The sequence below is a fragment of the Endozoicomonas sp. ONNA2 genome (genome assembly GCF_024606365.1).
GTDB lineage: Bacteria > Pseudomonadota > Gammaproteobacteria > Pseudomonadales > Endozoicomonadaceae > Endozoicomonas.
Window position 1 is genome coordinate 1 of the sequence record NZ_JAHHPO010001120.1, and the last position, 1,779, is coordinate 1,779.

Below are 1,779 nucleotides of genomic sequence, written 5' to 3' on the forward strand. Positions count from 1 at the left end.
TAAAAAAGCAGATTAACCAAGATAATCATAGATTACTCGACACTGTTATTAGCCCAAAGGGGGTATTGCGCAGAGAAATGAAAGGGATCAGCAAATCCCCCCCAAAACTCGACAAAATCCTGCCAGTTGATGACTGTTATTACATCCGGTCACTCAATATGACGTTGCAGGTACTCAATAAACAGCGTTATTTTTCCGGGTTTATATTCAGTTGATCAACATCCTCTTTGAGTCTTGTGACGCCAACGGCTGCCACAGCCTCCAGATAACCGGGGTCATCTTCGCTCTTGCCCTGAATCAGGTTGGCGGCAATTCTTCCATAGATCATGGCGCCTTTGGCACCGACTCCGGACATTCCGGCCATCACCACAAAGTTGCTGTCCATTTCACCGGATGGCGCGACCAGCTGGGAAACAATGGGTACTTCGGAGCGGGTCAGGCTGTAGACACAGGAAACATCGTCAACCAGTTGCAGGTCCTCGTCATTAACCGGCACACCCTGCATGCGTAAATACCGCCCGGTGTTCTCAATGCTCCAGCGCAACTCCTCCCCGGACAACGTCTGGTGCCAGACATCGTCAAGGTTGTTGATGTCGCTGCGCTGAAAATGGCCGCCGATCTTGATGACCGGATTACCCTGTACATCAGAATATTCAATCATGGAATAAAAACTGCCCTGCCGGGTGGCAGCAGAGCTGTTAATCACCGGATAGGCCCGTTGTAATTGACTACGGGCGTGATCATCAAGCTGATGGTACTTTTCCGGTCTGATCTGCACAAAAGCAAGAAAAACCCGCTTCGGCGTGATCAGTTTATCCATATAGGGTGCCAACTCACTGAGTAAAGGGCCGGTGTATGGTCCTGCGGCACTGACCACCTGGTTGGCTGTGTATCTTCGTTCAGAACCGTGCTGGTCTTCGGTGGCTATCAGGTAGTGGTTACCGTGGCGTTGGATATCGCTGACCGAAGCATTATAAACAATCCGGCCGCCTTTGAGTTCAATGGCCCTGTGCAGCAGGGTAATCAGTGCTTCAGGATTCAGGGTGCCTGAGTACTCATTGAATTCACGATGCAAAAAAACCCCCTCCGGCAGCTGGACGCCAAACATTGCTGCGCCCTCTTGTGGTGTCAGCGCTATTTTGTAGTCGACCTGTTGTCGTTCGGAGGAAGCAATGATGGCATCAGCCGCTTTCAGCGGCCTCATATAATTGACGGGTCTTGTTTGGTAGACAGCAAACATTGAAGTAATGAAGCCTTGATCACCGAGATAGTGGATCAACGTTTCTGTTTCACTGACCGAGCGGTTATGGAGCCAGGACCACAGATCTCTGGACAGATTGTTGCTTCTGGCAATTCGGGTCCGCCCCTTGCTGGAACCCTGGCTGTATTTCCGATCCTGTTTTTCCAGCAGAATAACCTCTTTACCGTCCCGGACCAGCTGCCAGGCAGCGGCACTACCCATCAGCCCACCACCAATAACGACCACGTCGTGATGCTGTTCAGAGCCAGTATCCCGAGCCTGGAGCTGACCGCTGAAGATGATTAACAGCGAGGTAAGTATTAAAGAAAGTGCAGACATATTTCCTCCATGAAACAATTGAGTGATGAAATTACATAAAGTAATTAAAAACGTATTTTAATAATTTAGACAACCGGGCCCGCAAAAGGTTCCTTTGCCGTAAGTAGCTGCCAAATGGAACCGCATATTTCTGGGCAGGCAGTGACTAGTACTTCGTTTTTTCCCACCTGCAAGCTTGCCATCCAGTCTATCCTGATACC

General features: G+C 49.8%; 2 protein-coding genes. One reads left to right on the forward strand and one right to left on the reverse strand.

Translation table 11 applies throughout. From position 1 onward, the window contains the following. On the forward strand, positions 1–215 hold a 215-nt coding region (locus tag KDK14_RS19840; RefSeq protein ID WP_257266954.1), incomplete at its 5' end, for a hypothetical protein. Here the strand turns inward: KDK14_RS19840 and KDK14_RS19845 are convergent. After that, complete coding sequence (locus KDK14_RS19845; protein ID WP_257266955.1) at positions 188–1,579, reverse strand: FAD-binding oxidoreductase; 1,392 nt, start codon at positions 1,577–1,579, stop codon at positions 188–190. The genes KDK14_RS19840 and KDK14_RS19845 overlap by 28 nt on opposite strands. Positions 1,580–1,779: the final 200 nt, after the last annotated feature.

Excerpts from the sequence above, each read along its gene's own strand:
- KDK14_RS19845 (WP_257266955.1), bottom strand. The coding sequence starts at position 1,579 with ATGTCTGCACTTTCTTTAATACTTACCTCGCTGTTAATCATCTTCAGC.